The organism is Flindersiella endophytica (assembly GCF_054779015.1).
In genome coordinates this window covers 393,051-419,101 of the sequence record NZ_BAAGYY010000024.1, presented here as the reverse complement: position 1 = coordinate 419,101, position 26,051 = coordinate 393,051, and the positions used below count along the sequence as shown (strand labels likewise).

General features: G+C 69.8%; 23 protein-coding genes. 11 read left to right on the top strand and 12 right to left on the bottom strand.

Going from position 1 to position 26,051, the window contains the following annotated elements; all coding sequences use genetic code 11:
* Nucleotides 1-177 precede the first annotated feature (177 nt).
* The 7 genes from ACYVF6_RS29765 to ACYVF6_RS29735 all read right to left on the bottom strand — a co-directional run bounded on the left by ACYVF6_RS29765 (nt 178) and on the right by ACYVF6_RS29735 (nt 9,000).
* Complete coding sequence (locus ACYVF6_RS29765) at nt 178-1,965, bottom strand: gamma-glutamyltransferase family protein (protein ID WP_460525930.1); 1,788 nt, start codon at nt 1,963-1,965, stop codon at nt 178-180.
* A gap of 51 nt (nt 1,966-2,016) precedes the next feature.
* Complete coding sequence (locus ACYVF6_RS29760; RefSeq protein ID WP_460525929.1) at nt 2,017-3,456, bottom strand: glycoside hydrolase family 3 protein; 1,440 nt, start codon at nt 3,454-3,456, stop codon at nt 2,017-2,019.
* A gap of 142 nt (nt 3,457-3,598) precedes the next feature.
* Nucleotides 3,599-4,537 carry an ABC transporter ATP-binding protein gene (locus ACYVF6_RS29755; protein ID WP_460525928.1) on the bottom strand — a complete coding sequence of 313 codons (939 nt, stop codon included), beginning with the start codon at nt 4,535-4,537 and terminating at the stop codon, nt 3,599-3,601.
* A complete protein-coding gene (locus ACYVF6_RS29750; RefSeq protein WP_460525927.1) occupies nt 4,534-5,505 on the bottom strand; it encodes an ABC transporter ATP-binding protein in 972 nt (323 codons plus the stop codon). Before ACYVF6_RS29750 ends, ACYVF6_RS29755 begins: the two co-directional genes overlap by 4 nt.
* Nucleotides 5,502-6,395 carry an ABC transporter permease gene (locus ACYVF6_RS29745; protein WP_460525926.1) on the bottom strand — a complete coding sequence of 298 codons (894 nt, stop codon included), beginning with the start codon at nt 6,393-6,395 and terminating at the stop codon, nt 5,502-5,504. The genes ACYVF6_RS29750 and ACYVF6_RS29745 overlap by 4 nt, the downstream gene beginning before the upstream one ends.
* Nucleotides 6,392-7,348 carry an ABC transporter permease gene (locus tag ACYVF6_RS29740; RefSeq protein ID WP_460525925.1) on the bottom strand — a complete coding sequence of 319 codons (957 nt, stop codon included), beginning with the start codon at nt 7,346-7,348 and terminating at the stop codon, nt 6,392-6,394. Before ACYVF6_RS29740 ends, ACYVF6_RS29745 begins: the two co-directional genes overlap by 4 nt.
* Nucleotides 7,348-9,000, bottom strand: a complete 1,653-nt coding sequence (locus tag ACYVF6_RS29735; protein ID WP_460525924.1) for a periplasmic substrate-binding domain-containing protein — start codon at nt 8,998-9,000, stop codon at nt 7,348-7,350. The genes ACYVF6_RS29740 and ACYVF6_RS29735 overlap by 1 nt, the downstream gene beginning before the upstream one ends.
* A gap of 162 nt (nt 9,001-9,162) precedes the next feature.
* Here ACYVF6_RS29735 and ACYVF6_RS29730 point away from each other — a divergent pair, with 162 nt between their 5' ends.
* A complete protein-coding gene (locus ACYVF6_RS29730; RefSeq protein ID WP_460525923.1) occupies nt 9,163-10,065 on the top strand; it encodes a GNAT family N-acetyltransferase in 903 nt (300 codons plus the stop codon).
* Nucleotides 10,066-10,080: 15 nt separating this feature from the next.
* On the opposite strand, the gene ACYVF6_RS29725 is transcribed toward ACYVF6_RS29730, so the two are convergent.
* Nucleotides 10,081-10,791: a SigE family RNA polymerase sigma factor gene (locus ACYVF6_RS29725; protein ID WP_460525922.1), complete on the bottom strand. Its 711-nt coding sequence runs from the start codon at nt 10,789-10,791 to the stop codon at nt 10,081-10,083.
* A gap of 70 nt (nt 10,792-10,861) precedes the next feature.
* Between ACYVF6_RS29725 and ACYVF6_RS29720 the strand changes: the two genes are divergently transcribed.
* Nucleotides 10,862-11,578, top strand: a complete 717-nt coding sequence (locus tag ACYVF6_RS29720; protein WP_460525920.1) for an HAD family hydrolase — start codon at nt 10,862-10,864, stop codon at nt 11,576-11,578.
* 320 nt (nt 11,579-11,898) lie between these two features.
* Here the strand turns inward: ACYVF6_RS29720 and ACYVF6_RS29715 are convergent, their stop codons facing one another.
* From ACYVF6_RS29715 to ACYVF6_RS29705, 3 genes are read right to left on the bottom strand one after another with little or no spacing between them, the layout of a single operon-like run.
* Entirely contained in the window at nt 11,899-13,200 is a 1,302-nt protein-coding gene (locus ACYVF6_RS29715) for an aspartate aminotransferase family protein (protein WP_460525919.1), read from the bottom strand.
* A 19-nt stretch (nt 13,201-13,219) separates the two neighbouring features.
* Nucleotides 13,220-13,654 carry a ferritin-like domain-containing protein gene (locus ACYVF6_RS29710; RefSeq protein ID WP_460525918.1) on the bottom strand — a complete coding sequence of 145 codons (435 nt, stop codon included), beginning with the start codon at nt 13,652-13,654 and terminating at the stop codon, nt 13,220-13,222.
* Nucleotides 13,647-14,216 carry a ferritin family protein gene (locus ACYVF6_RS29705; protein WP_460525917.1) on the bottom strand — a complete coding sequence of 190 codons (570 nt, stop codon included), beginning with the start codon at nt 14,214-14,216 and terminating at the stop codon, nt 13,647-13,649. Before ACYVF6_RS29705 ends, ACYVF6_RS29710 begins: the two co-directional genes overlap by 8 nt.
* A 232-nt stretch (nt 14,217-14,448) precedes the next feature.
* Between ACYVF6_RS29705 and rimP the strand changes: the two genes are divergently transcribed.
* The 9 genes from rimP to ACYVF6_RS29660 all read left to right on the top strand — a co-directional run bounded on the left by rimP (nt 14,449) and on the right by ACYVF6_RS29660 (nt 23,242).
* Nucleotides 14,449-14,988: a ribosome maturation factor RimP gene (rimP, locus tag ACYVF6_RS29700; RefSeq protein ID WP_460525916.1), complete on the top strand. Its 540-nt coding sequence runs from the start codon at nt 14,449-14,451 to the stop codon at nt 14,986-14,988.
* A gap of 4 nt (nt 14,989-14,992) precedes the next feature.
* Nucleotides 14,993-16,009: a transcription termination/antitermination protein NusA gene (gene nusA / locus ACYVF6_RS29695; RefSeq protein WP_460525915.1), complete on the top strand. Its 1,017-nt coding sequence runs from the start codon at nt 14,993-14,995 to the stop codon at nt 16,007-16,009.
* 58 nt (nt 16,010-16,067) lie between these two features.
* The gene (locus ACYVF6_RS29690; protein ID WP_460526593.1) at nt 16,068-16,352 is read left to right on the top strand and encodes a YlxR family protein; all 285 of its coding nucleotides are present in this window, start codon (nt 16,068-16,070) and stop codon (nt 16,350-16,352) included.
* 256 nt (nt 16,353-16,608) lie between these two features.
* Nucleotides 16,609-19,833, top strand: a complete 3,225-nt coding sequence (infB, locus tag ACYVF6_RS29685; RefSeq protein WP_460526591.1) for a translation initiation factor IF-2 — start codon at nt 16,609-16,611, stop codon at nt 19,831-19,833.
* A gap of 91 nt (nt 19,834-19,924) precedes the next feature.
* A complete protein-coding gene (locus tag ACYVF6_RS29680) occupies nt 19,925-20,218 on the top strand; it encodes a DUF503 domain-containing protein (RefSeq protein ID WP_460525914.1) in 294 nt (97 codons plus the stop codon).
* A gap of 27 nt (nt 20,219-20,245) precedes the next feature.
* The gene (rbfA, locus tag ACYVF6_RS29675) at nt 20,246-20,683 is read left to right on the top strand and encodes a ribosome-binding factor A (protein WP_460525912.1); all 438 of its coding nucleotides are present in this window, start codon (nt 20,246-20,248) and stop codon (nt 20,681-20,683) included.
* A 147-nt stretch (nt 20,684-20,830) separates the two neighbouring features.
* Nucleotides 20,831-21,703 (top strand): tRNA pseudouridine synthase B, encoded by an 873-nt coding sequence (gene truB / locus ACYVF6_RS29670; RefSeq protein ID WP_460525911.1) that lies wholly within the window; start codon nt 20,831-20,833, stop codon nt 21,701-21,703.
* A 7-nt stretch (nt 21,704-21,710) separates the two neighbouring features.
* Complete coding sequence (locus ACYVF6_RS29665; protein WP_460525910.1) at nt 21,711-22,106, top strand: VOC family protein; 396 nt, start codon at nt 21,711-21,713, stop codon at nt 22,104-22,106.
* Complete coding sequence (locus tag ACYVF6_RS29660) at nt 22,103-23,242, top strand: hypothetical protein (RefSeq protein ID WP_460525909.1); 1,140 nt, start codon at nt 22,103-22,105, stop codon at nt 23,240-23,242. Before ACYVF6_RS29665 ends, ACYVF6_RS29660 begins: the two co-directional genes overlap by 4 nt.
* Here the strand turns inward: ACYVF6_RS29660 and ACYVF6_RS29655 are convergent.
* The gene (locus tag ACYVF6_RS29655) at nt 23,229-26,027 is read right to left on the bottom strand and encodes a DEAD/DEAH box helicase family protein (protein WP_460525908.1); all 2,799 of its coding nucleotides are present in this window, start codon (nt 26,025-26,027) and stop codon (nt 23,229-23,231) included. The two genes, ACYVF6_RS29660 and ACYVF6_RS29655, sit on opposite strands and share 14 nt — an antisense overlap.
* Nucleotides 26,028-26,051 lie beyond the last annotated feature (24 nt).

Here is a 26,051-nt window from a genome sequence, read left to right as displayed (position 1 = left end):
AACGCCGCACGCAGGCGACGGAAATGACAGGTCGTGCAGCCGCCGAGGTCGGTTCCCCTTTGCCTCCATCTACCGATCCGGCTGGGGCGGATCGAACGGAGGTTGGGCGTGGTGGCTCGCCACGGCCAGGATAGCGGAAAATCCGAGTGCCGGACCGTCGCGTTTTTCGGCCGCCGGTCAACGTCCGACGGCGTAGCCCTGCATGCCGCGCGGGTTGGCGCCCGCCGAGAGCAGGCCGGTCTCCGGGTCGCGCGCCACAGCGCAGAGCCGGCCGAGGCTCCAGTCGCCCGTCCGCCGGACCAGGTGGCCGCGCCGCTCCAGGCCCGCGATCACCTTGTCCCCAAGGCGATCCTCGACGCTCAGGCTGCGCGGCTCCATCTGGCGCGGCCAGAACGAGCCCGGGAAGCTGGACGTGTGGAACGAGGGCGCGTCGATCGCCTCCTGCAGCGACGCACCGCCCACGAGATGGCGCAGCAGGAACAGCAGCTGCCACTGCTCCTGCTGATCCCCGCCGGGCGAGCCGCACGCCAGCACGGGCGACCCCTCGCGCAACACCAGCGTCGGCGTCAGTGTGGTCCGCGGCCGCCGGCCCGGCGCCAGCGAGGACGGCAGCCCGTCGTCCAGCCAGAACATCTGGGCCCGGCTGCCGAGGCAGAAGCCCAGCGACGGGATCGTCGGCGAGCTCTGCAGCCACCCACCGCTCGGCGTGGCCGAGATCAGGTTGCCCCAGCGGTCGACGACATCGACGTGGCAGGTGTCGCCGCGGGTCACGCCGTCGCGCGAGACGGTCGGTTCGCCGGTGGACGAGCCGAACTCCCACGCGGGCTGCTTGCGCCCGGTGAACGCCGACGGCAGCACCGGCGACCCACCGTCCGGCGATCCCGGCCGCAGCTCGCCGGAAGCCAACGCCCCAACGAGATTCGAACGCTTGGCGAGGTAGTCCGACGACAGCAGCGACGTGATCGGCGTCATCCCCGAGTCGCCGTACCACGCCTCGCGGTCGGCCATCGCCAGCTTGACGACCTCCGCCACGAAGTGCACGCCCCGCTCGCTGCCGACGTCGAGATCGGCGAGATCGCCCAGTGCGTCGAGCATTCCGAGCGCCTGCAGGAGTACGGGACCCTGGCCCCACGGCCCGGTCTTGGCGACGGTGTAGCCCTGCCAGTCGAGCGTGAGCGCCGGCTCCCAGGTCGCAGACCAGCCCGCGATGTCGTGCGCGGTGATGAGCCCGGCGTGGTTCTTGCCCGAGGAGTCACGGAACGCGCGCCGCCCGAACTCGTCGATCGCCTCGGCGACGAAGCCCTGCTTCCACGTCGAACGCGCGTTGTCCAGCTGGGCTTCGCGATCCGAGCCCGCCGACTCGGCCTCCTTGACCAGCCGCTCGAGCGTGTCGGCGTACGCCGGGAGCTTGAACAGCGAGTGCGGCGACGGGATCGAACCATCCGGCAGCCAGGTCTCGGCCGAGGTCTGCCAGTGCTCGGTGAACAGCTCCTGAACGGCCCGGATCGTGTCGGGAACCCTCGGCACCAGCGGATGGCCGTTGCGGGCATAGCCGATCGCCGCCTCGAGGACGTCGCGCAGCGGCCAGGTCCCGTGGTCGCGCAGCAGCAACAGCCAGGCGTCGACCGCGCCGGGAATGGTCGCGGCCAACGGCCCGGCACCGGGTACGAGGTCCAGCCCGAGGTCGCGGTAGTGCGCGATCGTCGCGCCACCGGGCGCCGTGCCCTGTCCGCACAGCACCATCGGCGACGGGTCGGCCGCCGTCGTGACGATCGCGGGCACCTCGCCGCCGGGACCGTTCAGGTGAGGCTCGACCACGTGCAGCACGAAGCCGGCGCACGCGGCGGCGTCGAACGCGTTGCCGCCGCGCTCGAGCACGCTCATCGCCGACTGCGAAGCCAGCCAGTGGGTGGAGGAGACCATGCCGAAGGTGCCCCGCAGCGTGGGGCGGGTAGTGAAGGCCACCCCACGGTCCTAGCCCGGTTTCGCCTGATTGGCAAGCGTTCGTTCGCGAAGTTAACCCAGTAGAGACCCGGCTGCCGCGAGCAGGTTGGGCCGGGCGCCGCCGTGTGTGCCCAGGTAGTGACCGGGAGCCAGCCGTGCGTCGCCCGTCGTACCGATCCCGACGACGAGAGCGTCCGGACGCTGGCCAAGAGCGGACGCGACCGCCTCAGCCTGCCGCTCGTCGCGATGGGCGTCCCGGACGACGAGTACGAGCGGTCGCCCTGCAGCGTTCGAGACGGCCGCCGACAGCCCGGAGGCGTCGCCGTGCAGCCGTTCCCCGGTCACGGACGCGTTGCGCTGTTGGAGGATCGCGAGCAGGCTGCCGGCCGTCAGGTCGATGCCGCGCCGCGGAGCGGTGAGCTCGACGACGTACGGCGCGGCCGCGAGCGGCAGCGACGCGTCGACGTGCAGCAGCCGCCGCGCCAGGTCACCGTCGAACGGCACGCTCTGCGCCAGCCCGCCACCCGGAGCCGCGTGCGCCTTCGCCAGCGCCGTCACCCGCGAGGCCGCGTCGGCCAGCCGCGACTCCGGCAGCCGCCCGTCGACGACCGCCGCGATCACGGCGTCGCGGACCGCACGCTGCTCGTCGTACGGGGAGTTCATGCACAGCAGGTCGCAGCCGGCGGCCAGCGCCTGCACAGCGCCCTCGGCCGCACCGCCGGCCTGGGCCGAGATCGCCGCCATCGTGAGCGAATCGGTCACGACAACGCCGTCGAAGCCGAGCGAGCCGCGCAGCAGGTCGCCGAGGATCGTCGGGCTCAACGTCGCAGGCCGGTCGTCCAGCTCGGGGAAGATGATATGTGCCGTCAGGATCGTCTTGACGCCGGCCGCGATCGCGGCCCGGAACGGCACCAGGTGCGGCTCGAGATCACCTTCGACGACAGGCAGCGCGAGGTGGGAGTCCAGCCGCGTGTCGCCGTGCCCCGGAAAGTGCTTCGCCGACCCGGCCACGCCCGTGCTCTGCAGGCCTTCGATGTACGCCACGACGTGCCGGGCGACCAGTTCGGGATCCGCGCCGAACGATCGCGTGCCGATGATGGGGTTGTCGGGGTTGGTGTTGACGTCGGCGTCCGGTGCCAGGTCGAGGTTGACGCCGAGCCGGGCCAGCTGGTTGCCGATGTCGGCCGCGACCTGCTTGGTGAGATGGACGTCGTCGACCGCGCCGAGCGCGAGGTTGCCGGGATGCGGTGAGCCGGTACGCGCGTACAGGCGGGTGACGTCGCCGCCCTCCTCGTCGGCCGCGATCAGCAGGTCGGCCGTAGCCGTCGCGTGCAGCTCGGAGCAGAGCTCGCCGAGCTGCTCGAGGTCGAGGATGTTGTCCCGGAACAGCACGATGCCGCCGAGCCCTTCCTCAAGCCACCGGCGAAACTCCGGAGCCGGCGAGGAGCCGGCCATCCCGATCAGCAGACAACGGTCCACCAGCGCGGCGATTTCTGCGGTCCCAGAGGTCATGGGAACTCTTTCTACCAGCCGCCCGCGCTGCCGCGAATGACCACGTTAACCACGCAAACAGGTGCCTCGCCACGCCCCGGGGCGTGGTTAACCAGCTAATTGCGTGGTTAACGTGGTCATTCGCGACCGGGGCGGGCGGGTGTCAGGCGAGGTGGCAGGCCACCCTCCGACCCTCGACAACCCGCAGCTCCGGTACGTCTGTCCGGCACCGGTCGACGGCGATCGGGCAGCGCGTGTGGAACCGGCAGCCGGAGGGCGGGTCGATGGCCGACGGGATGTCGCCGCCGAGCACCACCTTGTCCCGCGACCGCTGCCGTACGGGATCGGGCACCGGCGCCGCCGAGAGCAGCGCCTGCGTATAAGGATGCTTGGGCGAGGCGAAGATCGCCTGGCTCGGGCCGTACTCCGCCAGCACGCCGAGGTACATCACCGCCACCTCGTCGGCGAGGTACTCCACCGCCGACAGGTCGTGCGTGATGAACAGGCACGCGAAACCCAGGTCCCGTTGCAGGTCGCCCAGCAGGTTGAGCACCGCGGCCTGCACCGAGACGTCCAGCGCGCTGGTCGGCTCGTCCGCGACCAGCAGCGAAGGCGACGACACCAGCGCCCGCGCCAGGCTGACCCGCTGCCGTTGACCACCGGACAGCTCGTGGGGATACCGTTCGGCCAGTTCGGCTCGCAACCCGACCTTTCCGAGCGCCTCGGCCACGACCCGCGTGCGCTCGGCCTTGCCTCGGGCCAGGCGGAGCAGCCGCAACGGTTCACCGACGATCGAGCCGACGGTCAGCCTCGGGTCCAGCGAGCCGGCCGGGTCCTGGAAGACGATCGAGACGTTCCGCCGGTGCGGACGCAACGCCCGCCGGCCGAGATGCGTGATGTCCGAGCCGTGCAGGCGAACCGACCCGCCGGTGGGCTCGAGCAGCCGGACGACCAGCCGCCCGACGGTCGACTTCCCGGATCCGCTCTCGCCGACGAGGGCCACCACAGTGCCCCGCTCGATCGACAGCGACACCCCGTCGACGGCCTGGACCGGCCCGAAGTGCATCACGAGATCCTCGAGCTCCAGCACGTTCTCGCTCATCGCGCCGCCTCCTGTGCAGGGTGCCAGCAGGCCGTCGCGTGGCCGCTTCCCAGCAGCACCGGCTGTTGGGTACGGCAGGTCTCGTCGGCTGCCGGACAGCGGTCGGCGAATGTACAGCTGTCGGGCTGTTCGGCCAGCGTCGGCACCAGCCCGGGTATCTCGAGCAGCCGCCCGCCCTCGTCCCGGCGGGCGGTCGGGATCGCCTCCAGCAGGGCCGCTGTGTAGTGGTGCCGGGGCGACGCGAACAGCTCCCCGACCGGGGCCTGCTCGACGACCCGCCCGGCGTACATCACGACGACCCGGTCGGCGACGTCGGCCACCACGCCCAGGTCGTGCGTGATCAGCAGGATCGACGTACCGAGCCGTGAGCGCAGGTCACGCAGCACGCCGAGAATCCCTGCCTGCACGGTGACATCGAGTGCGGTGGTCGGCTCGTCGGCGACCAGCACGGTCGGGTCGCACGCGACGGCCATCGCGATCATCACGCGTTGCCGCATGCCGCCCGACAGCTGGTGCGGGTATTCGTCGACCCGCCTGTCCGGAGACGGGATCCGTACCAGCGTGAGCAGCTCGATCGTCCGTTCCCGCGCCTGCGCCTTGCTGAGGCCGCGATGCGTACGCAACACCTCGCCGATCTGCCGCCCGACGGTCAGCACCGGGTTCAGCGAGGTCATCGGCTCCTGGAAGATGTACGCGAGGTCGCGGCCGCGCAACGGGCGCAGCATCTGCTCCGAAGCACCCACCAGCTCGGTCTCGCGTAGCAGGACGGAGCCTTCGATCGTCGCGGTCGGCGGCAGCAGGCCGGCGAGGCTCATCGCCGTGACGCTCTTGCCGCAGCCGGACTCGCCCACGAGGGCGACGATCTCGCCCTCGCCGACGTCCAGGTCCACGTTGTCGACCGCCGACACCGTGCCGTCTTCCGTACGGAACCGCACGCTCAGCCCGCGGACCGTGAGCACCTCTTTCACCGGCGGCTCGCCTTCGGGTCGAGGGCGTCGCGCAGGCCGTCGCCGAACACGTTGAACGCCAGCGCCACCAGCATGATGGCCACGCCGGGGATGACCGCCGTCCAGGGCGCCTGCGCGGAGTACTGCTGGGCGTCGGACAGCATCGTGCCGAGGCTCGGCTGTGGCGGCCGGATCCCCAGGCCCAGGAACGACAGCACCGCCTCGCCGAGGATCGCCACCGGGATCGCGATCGTCGCCTGGACGATGACGGCGGACGTGGCGTTCGGCAGGATGTGCCGGAACAGCACCCACGCGCTGCTGGCCGACGATGCGACCGCAGCCGCCACGAAGTCGAGCGCCGACAACCGCAGCGTCTCCGAGCGAACGACCCGGATCATGCCGGGCACCTGGGCGATCCCGATCGCGAGCGCCGCGTTGATCAGGCTCGGCCCGCGGATCGCGGCCAGCCCGACGGCGAGGATCAGGAACGGGAACGCCAGCACGAGGTCGGTGACCCGTGAGATGACGGCGTCGAGGACAGGGGAGTAGCCGGCCATGAGGCCGAGCGGCACGCCGATCACCAGCGCGGCAACGACGGCCAGAACGCTTGCCTGCAAGGACGACTGCAGGCCGAACAGGATCCGTGAGAACACGTCCCGCCCGAGGTCGTCGGTGCCGAGCAGGAAGCCTGCCGTTCCCGGCGGAGCGAACGGCGTGTCGAAGTGCGTCTGGTCGTAGGCGTACGGAGCGATCAGCGGGGCCAGCAGCGCGCCCAGCACGGCGATAGCCAGCACGGTGAATCCGGCCACGGCCATGGGGTTGCGGGCGAGCCGGCGCAGCACCCTGCCGCCGCGCAGCGGTCGTGGCGCGGCCGGAGTGGCGTTCGGTACGAGCGTCGAGGTCTCGCTCATGCCGCCCGCCCCTTGATCCGGATCCGCGGGTCGATCACGGAGTAGAGCAGGTCGACCAGCAGGTTGATGACGATGTAGGCGGTCGCGGTCACCAGCACGACGGCCTGGATGACGGGATAGTCGCGCTGGAAGACGGAGTCGATCGTGAGCTTCCCGAACCCTGGCAGGCCGAAGATGCGCTCGGTGACCACCGCGCCGGAGATCAGCGCACCCAGCTGCAACCCGACGATCGTCACCACGACGATCAGGCTGTTGCGCAGGGCGTGCTGCACGATCACCGCGCGGATCGGCAGGCCCTTGGCCCTGGCCGTACGGATGTAGTCGGCCTCGAGCGCCTCCAGCATGGCTGACCGGGTCTGCCGCATCACGACCGCCGCGAGCCCGGTGCCGATGACCAGCGAGGGCAGCACCAGGTGGTGCAGGTTGGCAATGGGATTCTCGGTGAACGGCACGAAACCCGAAGCGGGGAAGAGGTTCGCGGCGACCGAGAGGTACAGGATCAGGATCAGGCCGAGCCAGAAGTGCGGGATCGACAGCCCGCCGAGCGCCACTGCGTTCGCGATCCACTCGGTGAGCTTGCCGCGCTTCACCGCCGCTGCGACGCCGGCCGAGACCCCGATCAGGATCGCGATCGTCAACGCCAGCAGGGACAGCTCCAGCGTCACCGGCAGCGCCGAGCCCAGGAGTTGGGTCACGGGCGTGTCCGTACGAATCGACGTGCCGAGGTCGCCGCGCACGCTGTTGGAGACGAACTGCCAGTACTGCACGGGCAGCGACTGGTCCAGGCCGTACTTCGCCCGGATCGCTGCCAGCGAAGCCGGGTCGCGCTCCTCACCTGCGAGTGCGAGCGCCGGATCCCCTGGCAGCGCACGCATCCCGGCGAACACCACCAGCGTGGCGAGCACCAGCGTGACCAGCGAGTGCCACAACCGGTGCAGCAGGTACGACAGCACTATTTCTGGTACCCCGCGAACGCGACCCGGATCACGCCGTCGGGGAAGACCTGGACACCGTCCAGGTCACCGGCGACGCCGGTCAGGTTGCGCTGCCGGTACAGGTAGATCAGCGGCTCGGTCTCCCGGAGCTTCGTCGCGACCTGGCCGTACAGCGTGGCCCGCTCGGCCTGGTCGGTCGACTCCCTGGCCTTGGTCAGCAGGCCGTCGAGCGCCTTGTCGGAGAAGCCCGAGACGTTCTGGCTGGCTTCCGTACTGACGAAGTTCGTGATGTTGGCGTCCGGGTCGACCCGGCCCGACCAGCCGAGCTGCAGCAACTGGAAGTCGCCGCGGTCCTGCTGGTCCAGCAGCGCGGAGAACTCCACCGGCGTGATCTCGATCTCGAACCCGCCCTCCTTCACCATCGCCTGCAGGGCCTGGGCGATCCGCAACGTGTCGGGCGTGTTCGACGTGATCATCTCGATCTTGTACGGCGTCTGGACACCGGCCTGCTTCAGCAGCGCCAGCGACTTCTTCGGGTCGTGCGGCGTGCACTTCTGTGCCTCGGCGGAGTTGAACGGGCTGGCCGGTGAGACCGGCGAGCACGCGACCGAGTTGATGTTGTTGAACACCGTCCGCACCAGGCCCTCGCGGTCGACGGCGTAGTCGAACGCCTGCCGCACTCGTACGTCCTTGGCGTAGGGCTTGTCGATGGTCTTGCCCGGCTTGCCGACGCCGTCGACGTTGCCGATGTTGAACGTCAGCCCTTGGTAGCCGAGGCTCTCCGACTCCAGCAGCGCGACCCGGTTGTCCTTCTCGATGGTCGGGACGTCCTGTGTGGAAAGGGCATCGGCGACCTGCGCGTCACCGGAGCGAAGGTTCGCAGCGCGGATGCTGGCATCGGTGATGATGCGGTAGACGATGCGGTCGAGATGGACCTTGTCGGCGTTGTAGTAGTTGGGATCCTTGACCAGCTCGATGGAGTTCTGCGGCACGCGCTTGGCGACCTTGAACGGGCCGACGCAGATCGGCGCGGTCGAGAACTTGTCGCCGAGCTTGGTGAGCTGTGCCGGGCTCATGATCATGCCGGCCCGGTCGGCGAGCGCCGCGGTCAGCGGCGCGAACGACGCGGACAGCTTGATGACGACCGTGGTCGGGTCGGGCGCTTCGATGCCGGTGATCGGCCCGAGTTCGGTCTTGCGGGCGGAGCCGGGGAAGTTGAGGTGGCGTTCCAGCGACGTCTTCACGGCCGCGGCGTTGAACGCGGTGCCGTCGCCGAACTTGACGCCGGTACGGACCTTGATGGTCACCGTCTTGCCGTCGTCGCTGATCTGCGGCAGCTCGGAGGCCAACTGGGGAACGACTTTCGCCTCGGCGTCGACGTCGTACAGCTTCTCGCAGGTCGCGTTGTAGACGTACCGCGAGACCAGCGAGCGCGACTGGGTGGGGTCGAGCAGGTCCGGGTCGGAGGCCATCGCGAGGACGAGCTCGCCGCCCTGCTTGACCGCGGCGGGATCGGCCGGCTTGCCGACGTTGACCTTACGAGCGGCCGGGGACGACTTGGTGCCCTGCCCGTTTCCGTTGTTGGCGTTGGTCTCGTTGCCGGACTGGCCGACCGGTGAGCAGGCGGCCGCGACCACGATCCCGGCGAGGAGCAGACCGATCCCTCGCATGGCCCTGTGGTGTGGGCGGTGCGGGCGGTGATGGCGCGACATTGGTTGCCTTCCCTTCGCACGGCACGTCCCCCGGCGTCATTTTTGTCTTCCGACGCGGGAAACTACAAGTCTTCTGTTCTGTAGAAGTCACGGATCTGTTAACGAAGGTGGTTCAAAGTGGTGGATGTCGAACTCCGGCCGATGGCGGACGCCGATCTGGAGGCCGTGGAGGCATTGTGTGTCAACGCGTTGGAGCTCGACGCGCCTGAGAACGCCACTGCTTACCTCGTGACGCTGGCTCGTCGGGATCACCTCCACTTGGTCGCTAGCCAAAACGGTGCGATCGTGGGCACGGTTATCGGCTCGGTGCGGCCGAATCCGGACACGGCCGATGCCGGACACGTCGACCTGATCGCGGTCCGGCGTTCCTCGCAAGGACAGGGGATCGGGCGCGCACTGCTGTCGGCGCTGGAGGACCGGTTCCGTTCTGCCGGTTGCGGCCGGGTGGTGATCGCGGGCAACCCGCCGTCGTACGCGTTCCCGGGCATCGACACCCGCTACACGCGGGCGATCACGCTGGCCGAGCGGATGGGCTACACGAAGTTCAACGACGCGCTGAACATGTCGGTCGCGCTGGACGACCTGGGCTCGCGGATCGACACGGCTGCCGACGAGCAGCGACTGGCCGCGGCGGGCGTCACCGTACGGCGGCTGTCGCCTGCGGACGAGGCGTCGATCCGGCCGTGGCTCGACACCTGGGGCGGCTCGTGGACGGCGGAAGCCCTTGCGGGGTTGCGCTATGAGCCCGTCCGTTGCCACGTTGCGCGGGCTTCGTCCGGTGAGTGGCTGGGCTTCGCGGCGTGGGGGATCAACGCGCCGACGTGGTTCGGGCCGATGGGGACGGAGCAGGCGGAGCGCCGGCTCGGCATCGGCTCGGTGCTGTTGAAGCGCTGCCTCGCCGACCAGCGCGCCGCCGGGTTCGCGCGGGCGGAGATCGGCTGGGCGGGTCCGTACACCTTCTACGCGCGGTCCGTCGACGCCTGGATCAGCCGGATCTTCTGGCTCTACCGCAAGGACCTGTAGCCGTCCGGTGCCTGGTCACTTCGTCCGGCACCAGTCCTGGTAGAGCAGCAGGTCGATGACCTGCCTGCTCGGATCGTTCGAGATACCGACCTCTCGGTTGGCGTCGTACTTGCGTGTCTCGACGACGAACTCCCACACCCCGGGACTCTTCAGTTTGGCGCGACCCGTGTTGTCGGAGGTGGAGCAGTCTCCGAACCCAGGGCTCGGAGACTCGACCGCGGGAACTCCACGCGCTCGAAGGTCTCGGCGGAGTCCTTCGAGATCCCCCACGCGAGAAATCGTGACGCGGTAGTTGTCGCCTTCGCGCTTGATCGTGTACCTGGCCGGCGGGAAGCTGCGCACCTGCAGGCTGGGTGGAGGCTCCATCCAGAACGTCGCTTCGCCCTGGTTGTGGGTTGCCGAGGGGCTGCCCACAGCTGTCAGGCCGTCGGTGTCGTTTCCCGGGAAGCGGCCGGCGACCGTGGGCGCCGCGAGTGCCACGACGGCGGCCGCGGCAGTCGCGGCGGCGATCCCGGTCGCGGCCCGCGCGACCTTGCGACGACGGATCCGGCGGTGAACCTCGTCGAGCCGGCTCGGGCGGGTCGCCTGCACGGCGCCGCGTTCGGCCAGCATGTCCCTCAGGTCGTCCTCGGCGAGATCGTGGTCACGGGTGAGCAGGTACGCCGTCCGGGCCAGCGTGGGTGAGCGTCGTTCGACGAAGCTGTCGAAGTCGATGTCGTCGGCCACACTAATTACTACCGCTCGGGCCCCCGGCGAAGTTGCCGGTCTGTCGGTGGTTGTTGGCACTATCAGACGTATGAGTATCGACGCGGTGATCTTCGACTGGGGCGGCACGCTCACGCCATGGCACACGGTCGACCTGGCCGAGCAGTGGCGGGTCTACGCCCGGGCCTACGACCCGGCGCACGGCGAGGAGGTCGCGGCGGCGCTGCTTGCGGCCGAGGACGCGGCCTGGCGGCTCGCCCGCGACGAGCACCGCAGCTCGACGTTCGAGATGATCGTGCGTTCGGCAGGGCTCGAGCCCAGCGGGGCGGCGCACGAGCGGGCGCTGGCGGCCTACCAGGCGTTCTGGGAGCCGCACACGTTCACCGACCCGGAGGTGCCGCCGCTGTTCTCGGCGCTGGCAGACCGCGGGATCGCGGTCGGCGTGCTCTCCAACACCGTCTGGTCGCGCGACTATCACGAGTCGGTCTTCCGCCGCGACGCCGTGGACCACCTGATCCACGGCTCGGTCTACACCAGCGAGATCGACTGGACCAAACCCCACCGCGAAGCCTTCCTCGCCGCGATGACCGCGGTCTCGGCGTCCGCCCCCGAACGCTGCGTCTTCGTCGGCGACCGCCTCTTCGACGACGTTTACGGCGCGCAGGCGGCCGGCATGCGCGCGGTCCACGTACCCCACAGCGACATCCCGGCCAGCCAACTCGGCCACACCACCGGCACCCCCGACGCGGTAGTCCAGCGCCTCTCCGACCTCGTCGCCGTCATCGACACCTGGCACCGAGCCGCCTGACCACCAGCGCGACCCCGCCAGGACCACCGCAGCCGACAGCCGGCGCTCGCCGACGAGCTCAGCCCGGCCAACGATCGCGCCCCGCCCGCGCGCCATCGCGGCAGCCAGGGGTCGCGGTGCTGGCGAGCTGGCCGGCAGTGCGATCGCGTCCGGCACAGGTGGCGGGCAGGTTCTGCTGGCTCTTGGCTTGTCCCGCAGGGCAACAGCGACACAGCCCGCCGCACCCCGCGAGCTGTGAGCGAACGCCCGGAGCGCGTGACGAGCGCAGCTCCTAACTCTGGCTGCGTCCCGGACAGCGCGACGCGGACCCGGCGGCTCCGCTAGGCCATCGCGGCCAGGGTGTCGGCGATGATGGCGAGCGCTTCGTCGATCTCCTCGGTGGTGACGGTGAGCGGGGGCGCGATGCGCAGCACGTTGCCGTACAGCCCGCCCTTGCCCACCAGCAGGCCGCGGGAGCGGGCCAGCTCCTGGAAGCGCGCCGCAGCCGTCGCGGCCGGGTCGCGGGTGCCCGGGGCGACCAGCTCGACCCCGACCATCAGGCCCTTGCCGCGCACCTCGCCGATCATGTCCCGTGCGTCGGCCAGGTGCCGCAGGCCGCTCAGGAGGCGCGTGCCCTGCTGCTCCGCGTTCGCCTGCAGGTCGTGGTCGCGGATGTAGTCGAGCACGGCGAGCGCACCCGACGTCGCGACCGGGTTGCCGCCGAACGTCGACAGCGAGTTGGCCGTGAAGCAGTCCATCAGCGAGGCCTGAGCCACCACCCCGCCGATCGCGAGACCGTTGCCGAGGCCCTTGGCGAACGTCAGCGCGTGCGGCCGCGCACCATGCGCCTGGTAACCCCAGAAGTGCGAGCCCGTCCGCCCCCACCCGGTCTGCACCTCGTCGGACACAAACAGGATCCCGTACTCGTCGAGCACTGCCTGCAGCGCGCCGAACAACCCGTCCGGCGGTGTCGCGAAGCCGCCGACGCCCTGGATCGGCTCGGCGATCAGGCACGCCACGTCGCCAGCTGTGCTGGTCGCGATCACGTCGCGCAGGTCCTCGACGCAGGCGTCGATGAACGCGGCGTCGGACAGCGAACGGAACGGGCTGCGATAGCGGTAGCCGCCGTGCAGGAACGCGGTCTGCAACGGCGACAGCGACGACGCCGACCAGCCGCGGTTGGCGGTGATCGCGACGGTCGCGAACGCCCGGCCGTGGTAGGAGTTGCGCATCGCCAGCACCTGGTTGCTACGGCGGTACTGCGCGGCCAGCATCAGCGCGGTCTCGTTGGCCTCGGTGCCGGAGTTGGTGAAGAACACCTTGGCGTCGTCGATGCCCGACAGGGCCGCGATCCGCTCGGCGAGCTCGACCTGCCGCCGGATGAGGTAGACCGTCGACGTGTGCATGACACCCGTCGCCAGCTGCGAGGCGATCGCCTCCCGCACCTCGGCGACGTCGTAGCCGAGTGAGTTGGTGAGGATCCCGGCGAAGAAGTCGAGGTACGTACGCCCCTCGCCGTCGACGACCCGGCGTCCCGACCCGCTGACGATCTCGATCGGCTGTTCGTAATACAGCGCGAGCCAGCTCGGCATGACCGCCTGGTGCCGGGCCAGCAACTCCTTGTGCGACCGCTCTTCCGTCATGGGTGCGAGCCTATGCGCTCTACTCCCGCTCGGGCAGCCCCGGAAACGCCACCTGCCGGTCGCTCCACGACATGCCGCGCCGCGCACAGGCGGTCAGCTGCGACGCCGCGAACGTACGCAGCTCAGCGGTCACCGCGGCCGCCACCAGGTCGCCGAACAGCGCGGCACAGCCGTCCTCCAGGTGCCGCGCCAGCTTCCGCGCCGACGTCCCGTCGGTCACCGGAAACGGCAGCTGGTACCCCGCCCGCGCGGCGACCGGATCGCCCTTCCGCGCGATGACGAGGTCCTCCAGCTCGTCCCGCAACGTGCGGTACGAGTCGTACGCCTTGTGCGACCCCTTCAGCGCCGCGCCGGTGAGCCGCGGTCCCAGCACGCCGTACCCCCACAGCGCCGCGTGCGTTCCGGCCAGCGCGGCCTGCAACGCCTTCAGTTCGCCGGCCTTCCGGTCAGCCATTCGAGACCTCCGGCAACGTGAGGGCGTGTACGGTCTCGCAGGCACCGATCGACGCCAGCAGCCGCGCCAGCTCCGGGTTGCGTGCCCTGACCAGGCCTTTCGCGCGCTCGGCCGCGGCCGCGGTCTCCAGCGAGATCAGCTCCTCGACGGCCGCCCCAGGCGTACCGGGCACCGCGGCGCCAGTGGCCGTCGGCGTCGGCGAGCCGGTAGGACTCGGCGTCGGAGCCGGCTTCGGCCCGGCAGAGCCGTCGGACAGTGCCTTCAGGTGAGCGCGATGCCGCGCGACGTACGCGTCGAGCCGGAGCCCGGTATGCCGCGCGGCCGTCGCGGTGTAGCGCTCGATGAGCTTCCGGGTCCGGGTCACCGCCGCGGTCACGACCGGCAGGTCGGGATCGGGCTTGGGCGTCGGCGTCGGTGACTCACTGCTACCCGGATCAGGTCCGTCACACGCGGTGATCATCCCCGTTCCGGCGACGAACGCGCCGGTCCACAGGGCGCCACGCACGACTGTCCGGCGCGGCATCCGGACCGGATCCAATGCGATGTCGCGATCCGGTGTCACGGGCAGTACCTTACGAGGCCCAACCCGCGCCTGTGGTGCCTATGTCGCGTTCGGCGGCGATCAGTTTCACGCGTGCCGGCACGTGCCGGACCGTGCCGTCAGGGGACGCTACGGCGCGGCTTCTTGCACGCGTCCGCCCGCGAGTGTTTGATCAGGATTTCCGCCTGCGGGTACGCTGACACCGCACTGCAGCCCCGGGTGGGTCACAACTACACAGTAAGGAGGAGGCGCCGTGGTAAACGCTTCCGCGACCAGAGACCGCATTGCCGACCTCCTGGCTCCGGTCCTGGCATCCGACGGGCTCGATCTGGACGCCGTGGAGCTCGCGTCCGCGGGCCGCCGCTCGGTCGTCCGGGTGGTCGTCGACGCGGACGGTGGCGTCAACCTCGACCGGATCGCCGATGCTTCTCGCCAGCTCGGCAAGGTTCTCGACGACGCTGACTTCATGGGCTCGGGCTCCTACACGCTCGAGGTGACCTCGCGTGGCGTCGACCGCCCACTCACCCAGCCACGGCACTGGCATCGCAACGCCGGCCGGCTGGTCAAGGTCACCACCGTCGACGGCGCCAAGCTGGTGGGACGGATCGTCGGATCCGACGACACCGGCGCCGACCTCGAGGTGGAGGGCGAGACGGACGCCCAGCGGGTCGCCTACGACCAGGTGGCCAAGGCGCGGATCCAGGTGGAGTTCAGCAAGCACACCGACGACGAAACAGACGAGCTCGACGACCTGGATGAGGCAGACACGGTCGACCTCGACGAGGAGGCATGAGCCGATGCACATCGACATGGCCGTTCTGCGCGCCCTCGAACGCGAGAAGGACATCCCGCTCGAAGCCGTCGCCGAGGCGATCGAGCAGGCGCTGCTGATCGCCTACCAGCGCACCGACGGCGCCCAGCCGAACGCCCGGGTCGAGCTCGACCGCAAGTCCGGCAACGTCATCGTCTGGGCCGCCGAGGTCGACGAGGAGGGCACGCCGACCCGCGAGTGGGACGACACGCCCAACGACTTCGGCCGGATCGCGACGACCACCGCCAAGCAGGTCATCCTCCAACGCTTACGCGACGCCGAGGACGACCTCACGTTCGGTGAGTTCGCGGGCCGCGAGGGCGACATCGTGTCCGGCGTGATCCAGCAGGGGAAGGATCCGCGGCTCGTCTACGTTCACCTCGGCAAGATCGAAGGTGTGCTGCCCCCGCAGGAGCAGGTGCCCGGCGAGCCGTACCAACACGGCAACCGCATCAAGTGCTACGTCGTGGCCGTACGCAAGGGCTTCCGCGGCCCGCAGATCACGCTGTCCCGCACGCATCCCAACCTCGTGAAGAAGCTGTTCGCGCTCGAGGTTCCGGAGATCGCCGACGGCACGGTCGAGATCAGCGGCATCGCCCGGGAGGCCGGCCACCGCACCAAGATCGCGGTGCACTCCAACAACAACTCGGTCAACGCCAAGGGGTCGTGCATCGGGCCGCAGGGCTCGCGCGTACGCAACGTGATGAACGAGTTGCACGGCGAGAAGATCGACATCGTCGACTGGTCGGAAGACCCTGCGGAGTACGTCGCGCAGGCGCTGTCGCCGGCCCGGGTCAGCCAGGTCGAGATCGTCGATGCCACGGCCAAGGCGGCGCGGGTGATCGTTCCGGAGTTCCAGCTCTCGCTGGCGATCGGACGAGAAGGGCAAAACGCCCGGCTCGCCGCGAGACTGACCGGCTGGCGCATCGACATCCGGCCCGACACCGACCCGGCGCCCACGGCAGGTTCCACCTCGCCGGCCGAACCGCCGGTAACCGGCTGACCTTCGTCAGCGGCCCCAGGTACACTTGCGCAAGGTGGGTCGTACGGGTCGGGTGCCTATGTCACGTCCGCAGGTCATGCGGACGTGTGTCGGGTGCCGGCAACGCACGGCCAAACCCGAACTGCTCAGAGTCGTCCTGAGCCGAAGCGGCATCTCCTTGCTCGCCGCCCCGGATCCAGACGGCCGGGCGGAGGGCCGTGGAGCGCACCTGCATCCCACGGCAAAGTGTTTGGCGCTGGCCGAGCGCCGTCGGGCCTTTGCCCGGGCGCTGCGCGCGGAAGGCTCGGTTGACGTGTCGCCGGTACGGCGGTATGTCGAGCGGCTCTCCGCCGCGTCGGACTAGGCAGAACACACGTCAACACACGTACGTCGCACGTACACACGTACCAAGCAAGGCAGCGCGGGACCTAACGCGCTACCGAACGACAGGAAGAGGGTCGAGCGGCTCATGAACTCTCGATGAGAACCGAGCGATGAGCACGCGCAGGAACTAGCGGCCTGGACCCAAGCGAGGGGCCCGGGCCAGGCAAAGGAGAGCAGTGGCAAAGGTCCGGGTCTACGAACTCGCCAAGGAGTTCGGTATCGAAAGCAAGGCCGTCATGGCCAAGCTTCAGGAAATGGGGGAGTTCGTTCGTTCGGCGTCTTCGACAGTCGAGGCGCCCGTGGTGCGCCGGCTGAAGGAGTCGTACGCTTCCTCACCGCCGGCGGGAGGCAAGGCCAAGAAGAAGGCCTCGCCGAAGCCGGCCGCACCGGCCGAAACGCCGTCCGAGGTGACGGCGAAGTCGGCCACGTCGGACAACAAAACTTCGGAGAAGGCTCCTACGCCAGCCAGGCCAAAGCCGGCTGAGAAGGCCGAGGATGCCTCCGAGAAGGTTGCAGAGAAGGTCACAGAGAGCATTTCTGGGCAGATTACTGGCCAGCCGCCGGCACAACCCGCCGAGCGCGCCACTGCTCCCGAGGTCAAGGAGGCGTCGCGTCCGAACGCGCCGAAGCCTGGGCCCCGGCCGGCACCGGCGCAGCCGACATTCGTGAGCCCGTCCGAGACAGCGGCGGCACCGAGTCAGCCCCAGCGGCAGGCTCAGGGCCAAGGTTCGGGCCAGTCCCAGGCGCCAGGCCAGCGTGACGGCCATGGCGCGGTAGCCGACCGGCCCGCGGCCGATGCCGGCACTTCCGGTGACACCGGCAGCGCCGACGTCGCCCGTCCGGCAGCCCGCGGCGGTCCGAGGCCGGGTCCGCCCGCCCCGCGCCCGCAGCCGGGCAGCGACCGTGGTGACCGCGGCCCCCGTGGTGACCGTGGTCCGAGGCCTGGTGGCGAGCGGTCCGACCGTCCTGGTGGCGGTCAGGGCGGCGAGCGTCGTCCGCGTACCGACCGTGACGGCGCATCGCGCCCTCCGCGGCCGGGTGGTGGCGACCGGCGCTCTGGTCCGGGCGCACCGCGTCCGGGCAACAACCCGTTCACCTCGACTCAGGGCATGCAGGGTTCGCGTTCCGGCCGGCCCGACCGTGGCGACCGTCCCGACCGGGGCGACCGTCCGCGTAGCGACCGTCCGAGCGGTGACCGTCCTGGTGGCCCGCGGCCGAGCCCGTCGTCGATGCCTTCGCGTCCCGAAGGTGGCGACCGTCCCGGTGGCCCGCGGCCGAGCCCGGCCTCGATGCCGGCCCGGCAGCGTCCGGGCGGCGGTCCCGGCGGTGGCGGCGGCGGTGGCCGTGGCGGACCCGGTGGTGGCCGTGGCGGACCTGGCGGTGGCGGCGGTGGCCGTGGCGGACCCGGTGGTGGCCGTGGCGGACCCGGCGGCGGCGGCTTCAACCGCGGTGGTCCCGGCGGAGCGACGACCGGTGCGCCGCAACGCGGCTTCAGTGGTCCTCCCGGCGGTGGCCGTCCCGGTGGGGGCGGTCGTGGTCGCGGCGGTACGGCCGGTGCGTTCGGTCGTCCCGGTGGCCCGGCCCGCCGAGGCCGCAAGTCCAAGCGGCAGAAGCGCCAAGAGTTCGACAACATGCAGGCGCCCGCAATTGGTGGCGTCCGCGTACCCCACGGCGACGGCGGGATCGTCCGGCTGGCGCGCGGCGCGAGCCTGACCGACTTCGCTGAGAAGATCGGCGCGGATCCGGCGGCGCTGGTGACGGTCATGTTCCACCTCGGTGAGATGGTGACCGCCACGCAGTCGGTGAGCGACGACACGTTGCAGGCGCTGGGTACCGAGCTCAACTACGACATCCAGGTGGTCTCGCCCGAGGACGAGGACCGCGAGCTGCTCGAGTCGTTCTCGATCGAGTTCGGCGAGGACGAGGGCGAACAGCTGCCCAGGCCTCCGGTGGTCTCGGTCATGGGCCACGTCGACCACGGTAAGACCAAGCTGCTCGACGCGATCCGTAACGAGAACGTCGTCGAGGGCGAGGCCGGCGGTATCACCCAGCACATCGGTGCGTACCAGGTGGCGACGGAGGTCGACGGCAACGAACGCCGGATCACCTTCATCGACACCCCGGGTCACGAGGCGTTCACCGCCATGCGTGCCCGTGGTGCGCAGGCCACCGACCTCGCGGTCTTGGTGGTCGCGGCCAACGACGGTGTGATGCCGCAGACGATCGAGGCGCTCAACCACCTCAAGGCGGCGGGCGTTCCGATCGTGGTCGCGGTCAACAAGATCGACGTCCCCGACGCCGATCCGGCCAAGGTGCGCGGCCAGCTCACCGAATACGGCCTGGTCCCAGAGGAGTACGGCGGCGACACCATGTTCGTCGACATCTCCGCCAAGGCCAGGATCAACATCGACGGGCTGCTCGAGGCGATCGTGCTGACCGCCGACGCCACGCTCGACCTGTCGGCGAACCCGAAGCAGGACGCTCAGGGTCTGGCGATCGAGGCTCACCTCGACAAGGGCCGCGGCCCCGTCGCGACCGTGCTGGTTCAGCGCGGAACGCTCCGGGTCGGCGATTCGATCGTGATCGGCCAGGCGCACGGCCGCGTCCGGGCGATGCTCGACGAGTTCGGGCGCCAGGTCGAGGAGGCTCTGCCTGCTCGTCCGGTGCTGGTGCTCGGTCTGTCGTCGGTGCCGCGTGCGGGTGACAACTTCCTCGTGGTCGACGACGACCGCAAGGCCCGCCAGATCGCCGAGAAGCGCGAAGCGATGCAGCGCAACGCCTCGTTCGCTCGGCGTACCAAGCGGGTCAGCCTCGACAACCTCGACTCGCTGCTCGAGCAGCGCCAGACGCTCAACCTCCTCATCAAGGGCGACACGTCCGGTTCGGTCGAAGCCCTCGAGGACGCGCTGGTCAAGATCGATGTCGGCGAAGAGGTCGAGCTGCACATCCTGCACCGGGCGGTCGGCGCGATCACCGAGAACGACGTCAACCTCGCCACGGTCGACAACGCGATCATCATCGGCTTCAACGTCCGGGCTCAGGGCCCGGCGGTGGAGCGGCTGGCCGATCGCGAAGGCGTGGAGATCCGGTACTACTCCGTCATCTACCAAGCCATCGACGAGGTGGAGGCGGCGCTCAAGGGCCTGCTCAAGCCGGAGTACGAAGAGGTGCAGCTCGGTTCGGCCGAGGTGCGCGACGTGTTCCGCTCGAGCAAGTTCGGCACGATCGCGGGTTGTATGGTCACCACCGGCACGATCCGGCGCAACTCCAAGGCCCGGCTCATCCGGGACGGCGTTGTGGTGGTCGACAGCACCGACATCGCGTCGCTGCGGCGGTTCAAGGACGACGCCACCGAGGTCCGCGAGGGCTTCGAGTGTGGTCTGACGTTGAACAACTACAACGACATCAAGGTCGGCGACGTGATCGAGACCTTCGAGAACCGCGAGAAGCCTCGCGACTAGATAGTGCGCGATCCGGGGAGTAGTCAGTTGATCTGACTGCTCCCCGGTCTGCCACTGTCGCGGGCTCGGGCTGGATCGAGGGGTGGGAACCATGTACACAGGTACGTTGTGTGTCGACATCCGGCTCGGCGACGTTCACAGCTTGAAGCAGAAGCGGTCCGTCGTGCGCCCGATAGTGGCCGAAGTGCAGCGTAAGTTCGCGGTATCCGTCGCCGAGACGGGGCATCAAGACCTGTATCGACGCGCGGAGATCGGAGTCGCGGTAGTCAGCGGGGACGGTCAGCAGTGCCGGGACGTTCTTGACTCCGTGGAACGATTGATCGCGACACGTCCCGAGATCGAGATCTTGGACGTGCGCCGTCAACTGTTCTCCAGTGATGACTGAACCGCAGCCAGGGGAAGAGGAAGAGACATGAACCAGACGCGGGTGAACCAGCTCGCCGACCGGATCCGCGTCCTCGTCGCGGAACTCCTCGAGCGCAGGGTGAAAGACCCTAGGCTGGGTTTCGTGACAGTGACCGGTGTTCAGCTCACCCAGGACCTGCGGGAGGCGACCGTCTATTACACAGTCATGGGCGACGATCACGAACACAAAGAGTCATCAGCGGCGCTCAGGAGTGCCACTGGCATGATCCGGACCGAAGTCGGACACCAACTCGGGCTGCGGCATGCGCCAAGCATCGCCTTCCAACCCGATACTGTGCCGGAGAAGGCCGCTCGGATCGAGGACCTGGTGAGAAAGGCCAAACAGGCCGATGCCGAGGTCGAGCAGCGGGCGGCCAAGGCAGCGTACGCCGGTGACCCCGATCCGTACCGCACGCCTCGGGAAGCCGACGACGAACTGGACTGAGCTGAACTCGAGCAGGGCTACACCGAGCACTTTCGCTTGTTTGATCCCGAAGCGCCGAACGCCGACAGGCCGGTGGCGACTTCGCGTACCACTTGGCCGCCTGGGCGGGCAGGCCGACAAGACGTACCAATCCGAGAAGGAGGGGACGTGGCGATCGACGGGATCGTCATCGTGGACAAGCCGGCGGGGTGGACCTCACACGATGTCGTCGCACGAATCCGGCGGCTCGCGAGGACCCGACGGGTCGGTCATGCGGGAACGCTGGACCCCATGGCCACCGGTGTGCTGGTGCTGGGTATCGAGCGGGCGACCCGGCTGCTGGGGCACCTCAGCCTGAGCGAGAAGGCGTACGACGCCACGATCAGGCTGGGTCGCACCACCCACACCGATGACGCGGAAGGCCGAGTGACGGGGGAGACCTCGGCCGCGCACTTGTCCCGTGCGGACATCGAAGCGGCCATGGAGCCGCTGACCGGTGAGATCGAGCAGATACCGTCCGCGGTGTCGGCGATCAAGGTTGGCGGCGAGCGGGCGTACCACAAGGTGCGGAAGGGGCAGGAGGTCGATCTGCAGCCGCGCCGCGTGCTGGTGTCGGAGTTTCGCTTACGCGAGATGCGGCGGCACGGCAACGTCATCGACCTCGACGTGACGGTCGTGTGCTCGTCCGGCACGTACGTACGGGCGATCGCGCGCGACCTCGGCGGCTCGCTGCAGGTCGGCGGGCACCTGGCGGCGCTGCGGCGCACCCGGGTCGGCGTCTACTCACTCGACGAGGCGCACACGATGGGTGAGCTCGAGCGCAGCTTCTCGGTGATTCCGATCGCCGACGTGGCGGCCAAGACGTTCCCGCGGCACGACCTCGACGAGGCGACGGCCAGGCTGGTGGCGTACGGCCAGAAGCTGCCGGGCGTCAGCGTCGGTCAGGGTGAGGTCGCGATGTTCGGGCCGGACGGCCGGTTCCTCGCGCTCTACCAGGACACCGACGAGGGCGCCAAGCCAGTCGCGGTGTTCGCGAGCTGAGCATCCGATGACCTCTCACGGGCAGCTGCACCACGTGGAGCTGTGGGTCGCCGACCTGGCGGCCACTCGAGGGTCGCTCGGCTGGCTGCTGACCGAGCTGGGATACGACGTGTTCCAGGAGTTCGCCGGTGGGGTGAGCTGGCGGCTCGGCGAGACCTACATCGTCGCCGAGCAGTCGTCAGCGCTCGTTCCGGGCGCGCACGACCGGATGCGGGCCGGGCTGAATCACCTGGCGTTCCACGTGGAGTCGCCGGCGGAGGTCGACCGGCTGACGGCGGAGTCCTCAGATCATGGCTGGAAGCTGATGTTCGCCGACCGGCATCCGTACGCCGGCGGGCCGGACTACTACGCCGCGTATCTCGAGGACGACCAGGGCTTCGAAGTCGAGCTGGTCGCGGAGTGAACGAGCGGCAGCGCCGGCAGTCGCGACCGGCCGCCACACTTCGGTCGGATGAGCTGGAAGCGACCGAGCGATGGTTCCTGGAGCGCGGGATCCCGCACTTCATCGAGGACTATCGGGCCAGTGAGGACATTCTGACCAGAGCCGCGCCGGCGCTGGTGCTGGTCTTCTTCGTCAGCACTGTCTTCGTGTTCCGCGAGGAGTGGACGGGCTGGCGGCAGGCGCTGGTGGTCGCCGCGACGTTCGCCGGACTGGTTGTGCTCTGGGTGGTCGTCAACCTGCTGCGGCGGCGGAGCCCGTTCGCGTTGCCGACGAAGGTCACGGCGTTGGAAGTGGCCGTCGTGGTGGTCGTGCCGCCGCTGATCGCGTACGTCGTCGGGCGGCATCTGGTCGCGGCGCTGGTCCTGCTGGCGATCCAGCTGGCTCTGCTCGGGGTCATCTATCTGAGCGCCTCGTACGCCGTGCTCCCGATCCTGCGCTGGGCCGGTGCCCAGGTGATCCACCAGGTCGGCGACGTGATGCGGGTGCTGACCCGGGCGCTGCCGATGCTGCTGCTGTTCAACACGTTCCTGTTCATCAACACCGAGGTGTGGCAGGTCGCGGCGGCATTGTCGGGTGTGCGGCTGGCCGGCGTCCTGGTGCTGTTCGGGGCCGTGTCGATCGTGTTCGTCGTCGTGTGGCTGGCGGAGGAGCTGGATCATGTCAACGACGAGCTCGATCCGGTGAAGCTGGCGAGCCTGTGTGCGGACACGCCGATCGCGGCTGCCGTGGACGGTCACGACGTCCGGGTCCGGCCGTTGTCGCGCAAGCAGCGGGCCAACATGCTGCTGGTGCTGGTGTTCAGCCAGCTGATCCAGGCGGCGATGGTGGCGGGCGCGGTGTTCGGGTTCTTCGTCGCCTTCGGGCTGCTGGCGATCACCCGGGACGTGCAGGTGGCCTGGCTGGGCACCCCGAGCGGGGCGGCGCTGTATCAGGTGGCCGGCTTGCTGGCGATGTTCTCGGCGCTCTACTTCGCGGTCTACGCCGTGACGGACGGGACGTACCGCGCGCAGTTCTTCGCGCCGATCCGGCAGCAGATGGACAAGGCGGTGGCCGTGCGCGCGGTCTACCTGGCGGCCCGGGGCGCTAGATCCAGCTGAGCCGCATGGCGGTGGTGGCGTCCATCGGTTCGATGCCGCGGTGGCTGGCCAGGATGCCTTCGCCTTCGGGGCTCGCGGTGTAGAGCGGCTGTCCGGCGCTGACCCAGCGTTCCCAGGCTTCGGCGAAGGCCTTGGCGCGTTTGGCGTTGGTGCCCAGCACGGTCGGAACGGCGTGCCAGACCACGGCTTTCGGCCGCAGCCGGCCGAACAGCAGAGCGCCGCCGGAGCCGGTGCGGGCGGCGACGCCTTCGGGCGCGGACAGCACGTAACGCGGGATGACGTACCTCGGCGACGCCATCGGGGACAGCACCTCGTCCAGGGCGATCGCGAACTCACGCGAGGCGTCGGCGTCGACGGTGTGGAGGGCGATGCGGTATTCCCCGTCTGCGTCGACGTGGGCGGTGACCGCCTGCGCGCCTTCGGGCGCCAGCCCGGCGGCCTGCAGTCCGTCGGCCACGGCGTAGGCGATGCGTACCGGATCGGCGGGGCGGGCTGCCTCGGCGACCAGCAGTCCCGTACGTTCCGCCGCGATCGCGGCCAGCGTGGCGCTGATGGCCACGACCACTCCGACGACGGCGGCGGGCACGCCGGATGCCAGCAGGACAAGGCCGAACGCCAGCGTGACGCCAGCCGGGAGGAGGTAGCTCACGGGCTGCCGCCGGCCGTCGACTCGCACCAGGCCTGTGGGCGTGGGAACGACGGCCGGTTCCTCGGCCTTCCTTTGCTCGGCCACCATTGGCGCCCGGCTTGCCGTCGCTTCTCGTACGCGCAGCGTGTGCACCGGGCGATCGGCGTACGGCTCGCCGATCCTCCACAGCTCGCGGATCGTCTCGCGGTGCTCGGCGCGGGCCAGCATGCCGGCGTTGACGGCGTTGAACGTCTCGGCCTTCGGCGGCGCGAACGGCGAGAACGCCTGGTCGACGTGGGCCACGCCGTCGACGATCTCGCCGGTCTCGTCGACGCCGAAGTAGCCGTTGTGCTTGCGTACGAAGCGGATCCAGTCGGCGTTGCCCTTGGGATGGTCCTCGGTGACGCAGACGACGGTCCAGGTGATCGCCACCTTGTCCGGCCAGCCGGGGTCGGTTCGCAGCGCGCGGCCACGCGTCTGCACGACGGCGGTCGGTGTGGTCGCGGTGGTGAGGTCGACCAGGCCGCTGACACCGCGAGCGTCCCAGCCCTCGCCGAGCAGGCCTCGCGTACCGACGAGGACCTGGCAGTGGCCGGCCTCGAAGAACGCGGTGACGAGCGGCACCCAGGTACGTGAGGTCCACTGCGCCTGGAGCTCGACGATGCCGTCCGCGTCGGGTGGGCTGGTGCGGAGCTCCAGGCGGGGGTTCGTGCCGGCAGCGTAAGCAGCGAAGGCGTCCGCGGTTTCCTGCCCGGCCGCGACGGTCTGGCCGGTGACGAGCATGGGGTTTCGCAGGCGGGTGCGTTCGTCGGCGAGCAGCCCGCCGAGGATCAGCCGGGCCGAACCGGCTTCGGCGGCCAGCACATTGCGCAGGGTGGCCGGCAACGTGGCGGCGGCACGCTCGTGGTCACAGAGCACCAGCATCCGGAGGCGATCGCCGAGGTTGCGGGCCTCGGCGGCGGTGATGTCAACGCAGGCGTGGGACTTGGCGGCGGAGCGGGCCAGCACCCGGTCGACGGGGGAGCGGCCGGTGCGGATGCCCCGCTTCGTAAGGGAGTAGCCGACGCTCGGCAACGCGCGGCGCAGCTCCTTGAGCACGGCTTCGTCGCGGGGGTCGTCGGAGTGCAGGAGGCGCTTGCGTACCCAGTCGTCGAGGAGCTCCACCCAGTCGTCGGCGGTGGGCGGATGGCGATGCTCCTCACGTACGCGGGCGTCGGGTGGGAGCTGGAGCAGGCCGGCGTAGTGCAACCTGAGCGCGGCGTCGGCGAGGGCGGGCTCGTCGCGCTCCACCCGATGCCACGCGACCGGCGGGGTGCGGTGGACGAACCGCTGGTCGAGCCAGCCGAGGAAACTCGTCGACCCGAACGCGGGGTCGAGCAGGTCGGTGGTGAGCTCCTGGAACCGTTCGGCCTGGGCCTGCAGCCAGTCCCGCTCGGTGCCGGCGGGCGTGGTGAGCCAGGCCAGCTCGGCGAAGGGGGCGAGGTGCCCTTCGCGTACGACACTGGGGATCGACGTGCCGTAGACGGGTGCCCCGAACAACTCGTCGACCAGCTGCGTCTGCTCTCGGGTGAGTGACCGCGGGGGCGTGGCGGTGAGGCCGAGCACGTAGGCATGGGGGAGCAGCTCGAGCAACTCGGCGACCAGCCTGCCCCAGACCTCGAGCAGATGGTGACACTCGTCCAGCACGACGGTGAGCGGCTTGGTCTGGCGTAGCGTCTCGACGAGCGCCTGACCGTTGGGGTGCAGGCGGTCGAGCAGGCTGCCGCGCCGTTTGCGCGCTGCCTGTCGCCCCTCTTCGTCGACCTCTTCGTCCGCGTCGAACGTGGCAAGGGCCTGATAGGTCAGCGCGGTGACGGGGCTTGTCAGCGTGCGCTCCGCGCCGGCGTCGACCGTGTGCGGCGTGAAGGCGTTCCACTGCCGTACCCATTGCGTCTGAATCGCCGTATTCGGCCCGAAGACAACGCCCGGAGCGCCGAGCCGCCTGATCGTCTCGAGGCCGACCAGCGTCTTGCCTGTTCCGGGCGGGAGGACGACCCAGGCGCGCCGCCGTCCACCGTTGATCATCAACTTGTCGATCTCGGCCAGCGCCCGGCTCTGGTGGACGCGCAGCTCGTAGGGCGCGGCGGTGTCGCTGAACGCCGCCACGAGCCGATCCACCCGAACATCCTCCCACGGCGCGAC